This is a genomic window from Candidatus Glassbacteria bacterium (assembly GCA_019456185.1).
Lineage (GTDB): Bacteria > Gemmatimonadota > Glassbacteria > GWA2-58-10 > GWA2-58-10 > JAJRTS01.
Genome location: VRUH01000002.1, coordinates 83,742 through 89,988 on the forward strand (window position 1 = coordinate 83,742; position 6,247 = coordinate 89,988).

At 59.1% G+C, this 6,247-nt stretch carries 7 protein-coding genes and 1 pseudogene (1 of these 8 running past the window's edge); all 8 read left to right on the plus strand.

The window, feature by feature from the left end; genetic code table 11:
• The first annotated feature begins 64 nt into the window (after window positions 1–64).
• Window positions 65–358 carry a hypothetical protein gene (locus FVQ81_01390; protein ID MBW7995226.1) on the plus strand — a complete coding sequence of 98 codons (294 nt, stop codon included), beginning with the start codon at window positions 65–67 and terminating at the stop codon, window positions 356–358.
• Window positions 359–385: 27 nt separating this feature from the next.
• Window positions 386–1,261 (plus strand): F0F1 ATP synthase subunit A, encoded by an 876-nt coding sequence (gene atpB, locus FVQ81_01395; GenBank protein ID MBW7995227.1) that lies wholly within the window; start codon window positions 386–388, stop codon window positions 1,259–1,261.
• 69 nt (window positions 1,262–1,330) lie between these two features.
• Window positions 1,331–1,555: an ATP synthase F0 subunit C gene (gene atpE / locus FVQ81_01400; GenBank protein ID MBW7995228.1), complete on the plus strand. Its 225-nt coding sequence runs from the start codon at window positions 1,331–1,333 to the stop codon at window positions 1,553–1,555.
• A gap of 36 nt (window positions 1,556–1,591) precedes the next feature.
• A complete protein-coding gene (gene atpF, locus FVQ81_01405) occupies window positions 1,592–2,098 on the plus strand; it encodes a F0F1 ATP synthase subunit B (GenBank protein MBW7995229.1) in 507 nt (168 codons plus the stop codon).
• Entirely contained in the window at window positions 2,095–2,640 is a 546-nt protein-coding gene (atpH, locus tag FVQ81_01410) for an ATP synthase F1 subunit delta (GenBank protein ID MBW7995230.1), read from the plus strand. The genes atpF and atpH overlap by 4 nt, the downstream gene beginning before the upstream one ends.
• A gap of 224 nt (window positions 2,641–2,864) precedes the next feature.
• Complete coding sequence (locus FVQ81_01415; GenBank protein ID MBW7995231.1) at window positions 2,865–4,409, plus strand: F0F1 ATP synthase subunit alpha; 1,545 nt, start codon at window positions 2,865–2,867, stop codon at window positions 4,407–4,409.
• 26 nt (window positions 4,410–4,435) lie between these two features.
• Window positions 4,436–5,305, plus strand: coding sequence for an ATP synthase F1 subunit gamma (gene atpG / locus FVQ81_01420; protein ID MBW7995232.1), 870 nt, complete (start codon window positions 4,436–4,438; stop codon window positions 5,303–5,305).
• A 56-nt stretch (window positions 5,306–5,361) separates the two neighbouring features.
• Window positions 5,362–6,247: pseudogene (gene atpD / locus FVQ81_01425) on the plus strand (F0F1 ATP synthase subunit beta) (it continues 503 nt past the right edge of the window).

Here is a 6,247-nt window from a genome sequence, read left to right on the forward strand (position 1 = left end):
AAAATTCACCGCACTGACAGCTTCCCTGTACCTGCTTCTGGTTATGACAGGTTTAGTGATCCCGTTGAGTCTGATCCAATGGCTGGCGGTGTGTTACGGGGGAGCGATCAGCCTCGGGCTGTCCTGGCTTGGATTCGCCCTGCTGATGAAAGTACCGGGTTCCGACTCGAATCGTTTTCTCAAGCTTGTACTCGGCGGCATGGCGGCGCGCCTGGTAGCGGCGCTGGCCCTGCTGGTGCTGGGAATCGGCGTGCTTGGCCTGCCGGCAGGCGAGCTGGTAGGCAGTTGCCTGATCAGCTACGTGGTCATGGTGGTTCTCGAACACAAGTACGCCATGCCATCGCTTACTAACAAGTGATCACATTCAAGTGACGCGGTAAACACCATGGCTCAACAACTTTATGCGGCCGACCCCCACGCTGCCGCCGAGACGGCCTCCCACGGCGAGGAAGCCGGCGAGATCATGCGCCACCTGATCGAGCACGGTTACGACACCTACGTGCTCAAGATCGACTGGCGGCCGTTCGGGCTGGAATGGCTCGACCTGTCGATCACCAAGGTGACAGTCAATATGTGGCTCGTGGCCGCACTGATTTTTCTCTCTTTCCGCCTGCTGGTTCGCAAACAGGCAGGCGGCAACCGGTCGGGACGCTATCTCAATTTCCTTGAACCGTTCGTCATCTATGTCCGCAGCCAGATGGTCTACCCGATCATGGGTGAAGCCAACGGCCGCCGTTACCTGCCGTTCTTCCTGACCCAGTTCTTTTTCGTCCTGTTCTGCAACCTGATGGGCCTGATCCCGATTCCCAATTTTGAGTTGGCGGGAGTCGCCTTTCCAGGGCTGGCAACCGCAACCGCCAACATGGCTGTCTGCGCGGCGCTGAGCGGGATCACCCTGTTTACTATTTTCATCATGGGCATGACCGAGCAGGGGCCGCTGAAGTTCTGGAAAAACATGGTTCCCCACGGAGTCCCCGCACCCCTGCTGCCTCTGCTGTTCCCAATCGAGGTGATCGGTATCTTTATCAAGTGTTTCGCCCTCACCATCCGGCTGTTCGCCAACATGACCGCCGGCCATATCGTGATCCTGACTTTTATCGGGCTGATCTTCATTTTCCACAGCGTGTTCGTGGCCCCGGCTTCGATAGCGTTCGCCTTGTTTATTTACATGCTTGAAATTTTCGTGGCGTTTCTGCAGGCGTTTATTTTCACCCTGCTTTCGATAATTTTCATTAATATGGCAATCCATCCGGAGCATTAGGACCGAACAGACAGAAGCAACTTAAGTTACTGTCGGCAGTACTTTACAGCATTTCTAAGGAGGAAACTGATGGAAGGAACTATCGCGCATCTCGCCTCCGGCCTTGGAGCCGGTCTGGCAGTTATCGGCGCCGCTTACGGCATCGGCCGTCTGGCCGACAGCGCTCTCGAAGGCATGGCCCGTCAGCCGGAAGCTTCCGGCGATATCCGCACCGGTATGATCATCGCCGCGGCACTGATCGAAGGTATCGGGTTCTTCGCCCTGGTTATCTGCATCCTGCTGGCTTTCAAGTAATCCGCCTTGGCAGGGCGAAAGGACGGTGATTAAGCTATGGCACAGGATACTCTCCTCCAGGTAAATCCTGGCCTGATAATCTGGACCCTCATCACGTTCGGCATCCTGCTGCTGCTGCTCAGGAAATTTGTCTGGGGACCGGTGATTGCCGCCGTCGACCGGCGCGAGGAGTCGCTGAAAGCGATGTTCGAGTCGGCCGAAAAGGCCAAAGCCGATGCCCGGGAACTGCTGGAGAAATACGAGCAGCAGCTGGCCGAGGCGCGTGAGGAGGTCAACCGGATGATCGACGGCGGCAAGTCGAGGGCCAAAAAGGCCGCCGACGAGATTGTGGAAAAAGCGCGGCGCGAGTCCCTGGACTTCTCGGATAAGGCGAAGGCCGAGATTGCCCGCGAACGGGATAAAGCCACCGCCGAAATCAGGGAGCACGTGGTCAGGATCAGCCTCAAGGCAGCCGAACGGCTGATCGAGAAAACGCTCGAGGACGCCGACCACCGGCAGTTCATCGAAAAGGCGATTGCCGATATCGATGATGAGGTGAAATGAGGACAACGACCGTATCGAAAGAATACGCACGGGCGCTGTTCATGCTGGCCCGCCGCGAGGACAAACTGGACGAGGTGGGCGCCGAGTTGGCAGTCTTTGTCGAGCTGGTGCGGACCCACGAGCTGGTGGGCCGGTTCCTGCTGGCGCCCCAGATCAGCACGGACGCCAAGCTCGAAGTGCTGCGCAAAGCCCTGACCGGCAAGCTCGGCCCCGAGGTGGTCAAGTTCGTGCTGGTCACCTGCACTAAACGGCGTCTCGACCAGCTTGAGGCAATCGGCGCTGACTACCAGGAGCTGCTGAACAGGCACTACAACCGCCTGGAGGTTACGGCAACCAGCGCCCGGCCGCTGTCTGACGAGGAAAAACAGTCGCTTGCCGACCGTCTGGCAGCCCGCCTGAAGCGCCAGGTGATAATCAGGGCATCGGTAGATAAATCGCTGGTGGCGGGCCTGGTCTGCCGGATCGGCGATGTGGTTTACGACGGCAGTCTGCGCAGGCGGATACAGCTTCTTTCCAACCAGATGCTTAAGGCTGAAATCTAAGCGTGTCGGGATCTTCAGGGTTCCGGGCAATTTAGCTGTCAAGGACCGTTTCCTGGCCAGGGGATCAAAATGAAAGACTAGATTATCAACACTAAGAGAATCATCATTCCATCGAATTATAGCGGAAACGGCCCTGGCTTGCCCTTGACAGCCAGCACAGAAATAAATTTTACCACAGGCGTTGGATGCTTTTATCAACGCCCCTCCAAGGAGCGGAGCGGTATATGAGCAAGATTCAATCGGAAGAAATAAGCTCCATCCTCCTCAATGAGATACAGAATTTCGAAAGCGAGCTCGATGTCGAGGAGGTTGGCAACGTTATCGAGGTTGGAGACGGGATCGCCCGCGTTTACGGCCTGGCCAACTGCATGGCCAGCGAGATGCTGGATTTCGGCAACGATATCTACGGGCTGGCCCTCAACCTCGAGGAAAACAATATCGGCGTGGTGATCCTGGGCGAGTACGTCCACATCCGCGAGGGCGACGAGGTCCGTCGCACCGAACGGGTGCTGAGCGTTCCCACCGGCGAGGCCCTGCTGGGACGGGTGGTCAACGCGCTCGGACAGCCGATCGACGGCAAGGGTCCGATCAAGACCGACAGGACCCGCAAGGTTGAGTTCAAGGCTCCCGGCGTGATCGAGCGCCAGCCGGTGAAACAGCCGCTGCAGACGGGTCTGAAAGCCGTGGATTCGATGATCCCGATCGGCCGCGGCCAGCGCGAGTTGATTGTCGGCGACCGGCGCACGGGCAAAACCGCGATTGCGATCGACGCCATTATCAACCAGAAAGGTAAGGGCGTGGTCTGTGTCTACGTCGCTATCGGCCAGAAACAGTCCAGCGTGGCCATGGTGGTTGACGTGCTCGAACAGCACGGCGCCATGGAGTACACGATAGTGGTCACCTCCAGCGCCGGCGACCCCGCGCCGATGCAGTATATCGCACCGTATTCCGGGGCCGCGATGGCCGAGGAGTTCATGTACAACCACCGCGAGGCCGGCTACAAGTTCAAGGACACCCTGTGCGTGTATGACGACCTCAGCAAGCAGGCCACCGCCTACCGTCAGCTCAGCCTCCTGCTCCGCCGTCCCCCGGGACGCGAGGCGTATCCGGGCGACGTGTTCTACCTGCACAGCCGCCTGCTGGAGCGCGCGGCCAAGCTCAGCGAGGCCGAAGGCGGAGGCAGCATGACCGCCCTGCCGATTATCGAGACCCAGGACGGCGACGTGTCGGCCTATATCCCGACCAACGTGATCTCGATCACCGACGGCCAGATTTACCTGGAGCCCGACCTGTTCTACTCGGGCGTGCGCCCGGCGATCAACGTGGGCATCTCGGTCAGCCGCGTGGGCGGAAGCGCCCAGAACAAGGCCATGAAGAAAGTGACCGGCGGCCTGCGCCTGGACCTGGCCCAGTTCCGCGAGCTCGAGGCATTCGCCCAGTTCGGCAGCGACCTGGACAAGGCCACCCAGCAGCAGCTTACCCGCGGCGAGCGCCTGGTGGAGATTCTCAAGCAGCCCCAGTATGCGCCGATGCCGGTCCACGAGCAGGTTGTGTTGATCTACGCCGGGACCAAGGGCTATCTCGACGAGTTCCCGGTGGAAACCGTGGCCAGGTTCGAGGCCGAGTTTCTGGAATACATGCGTAACCACCAGGCCGAATTGATGAACAGTATCCGCGATAAGATGGAACTGACCGAGGAGATCGAGCCGAATCTGATCAAGGCTGTCGAGGAGTTCTGCGGACAGTTCCGCAAGAGTATCGGCAATTAGGTATCAGTCTGGAGACTGGATAAAACATGGCCAAAGCGCGAGACATCAAGAAGCGGATCGGCGGAGTGAGCAAGACCCGCAAGATTACCCACACTATGGAAATGGTCGCCACCAGCAGGATGCAGAAGTGGCTGCGGGTGGTCACCTCTTCCAGGCCCTATTCGGAAAACCTGGTCGAGGTCCTGCGGCAGCTCTCCTCGGCCCCCGAGGCCAGCGGTCATCCGCTGATGGAGAAGCGTGAGCACCCGGCCAGGGTGGCCGTGATGCTGATCACCTCCAACCGCGGCTTGTGCGGGGCTTTCAATTCAACTATCAACCGCCAGGCGCGGGAGCTGTACCGGGAATACAAGACGCAGGGCCTGGAAGTGGAACTCTACGCTGTCGGCAAAAAAGCGCTGTCCTTCCTGCGCCATCAGGATATCGAGACCGCCTACGGCAATATCGAAGTCAACGAAACCTGCCAGAGCGATGATACCAGGGATATTGCCCAAATGTTGATGGACAAGTTCCTCGCCCGTGAGCTTGACCGCGTGGAGGTGCTGTACAGCCATTATATTTCCGCCGGGACGCAGGAAGTTGTCACCGAACAGCTCCTGCCGATCAGCCCGCCGCGGGGACCGGAGCGAGAGGAACGCGAGACCGATTTTATTTTTGAACCATCGGCCGCCGGAATTGTTGACAGCCTGCTGCCGATGTACGTGCAGAGCACGGTTTACCGGATGGTTACCGAAAATATCACCAGTGAACAGGTCGCGCGCCGCCGGGCGATGAAGCAGGCCACGGACAACGCCGACGAGATGATCACCAACCTGACGCGCAGCTACAACCGCCAGCGTCAGGCCCAGATCACGAGCGAACTGACCGAAATTGTCGGCGCCAGCGAGGCGCTGGACTAACGAACTGAAAATATCTGATTGACACATAAACTCGAAACGCAAGGCGAGGCGTTGCTATGAACAAGGGTAAGGTGGTACAGGTTATCGGCCCGGTTATCGACGTCGAGTTCGACGCTGACAAGGTTCCGGACATTTATACCGCCCTGGTGCTCAAGGACGATGAAGGCCTGCTGGCCCGCGACACGATTATCTGCGAGGTCCAGCAGCAGCTCGGCCGCAATATCGTGCGGGCCGTGGCGATGACCAGCACCGACGGAGTCAAGCGCGGGATGGAAGTTACCGATACCGGCGAACCGATCACCGTGCCGGTGGGCAAGGAATGCCTGGGCAGGCTGTTCAACATCCTGGGAGAGACTATCGACGAGAAGGCGCAGATCGATGTCAAGAAACGCTACCCGATCCATCGCAAGCCGCCGGGATTTGTCGAACTCACTCCCAAAACCGAGATTTTCGAGACCGGAATCAAGGTTATCGACCTGCTGGAACCGTATGTCAAGGGCGGTAAGATCGGCCTGTTCGGCGGCGCGGGCGTGGGCAAAACCGTGATAATCATGGAACTGATCAACAATATCGCCAAGCAGCACGAAGGTTACTCCGTGTTCGGCGGCGTGGGTGAACGCACCCGCGAGGGCAACGACCTGATGCTCGAGATGCAGGAGTCGGGCGTTATCGACAAGACCTGCCTGGTGTTCGGCCAGATGAACGAGCCGCCTGGGGCCAGACTGCGCGTGGGCTTGACCGCCCTGACCATGGCCGAGTACTTCCGCGAGGAAGAGAAACAGGACGTGCTGCTGTTTATCGACAACATCTTCCGTTTCGTCCAGGCAGGCAGCGAGGTCAGCGCCCTGCTGGGACGGATGCCCTCGGCTGTCGGTTACCAGCCCACCCTGGGCACGGAGATGGGCGAGCTGCAGGAGCGGATCACCAGCACGCGCAACGGCT

What these genes read in the sequence shown, in the direction of transcription:
- atpH (MBW7995230.1), top strand. Translation starts at nt 2,095, where the DNA reads ATGAGGACAACGACCGTATCGAAAGAATACGCACGGGCGCTGTTCATG.
- atpG (MBW7995232.1), top strand. Translation starts at nt 4,436, where the DNA reads ATGGCCAAAGCGCGAGACATCAAGAAGCGGATCGGCGGAGTGAGCAAG.
- atpE (MBW7995228.1), top strand. Translation starts at nt 1,331, where the DNA reads ATGGAAGGAACTATCGCGCATCTCGCCTCCGGCCTTGGAGCCGGTCTG.
- atpF (MBW7995229.1), top strand. Translation starts at nt 1,592, where the DNA reads ATGGCACAGGATACTCTCCTCCAGGTAAATCCTGGCCTGATAATCTGG.
- FVQ81_01415 (MBW7995231.1), top strand. Translation starts at nt 2,865, where the DNA reads ATGAGCAAGATTCAATCGGAAGAAATAAGCTCCATCCTCCTCAATGAG.
- atpB (MBW7995227.1), top strand. Translation starts at nt 386, where the DNA reads ATGGCTCAACAACTTTATGCGGCCGACCCCCACGCTGCCGCCGAGACG.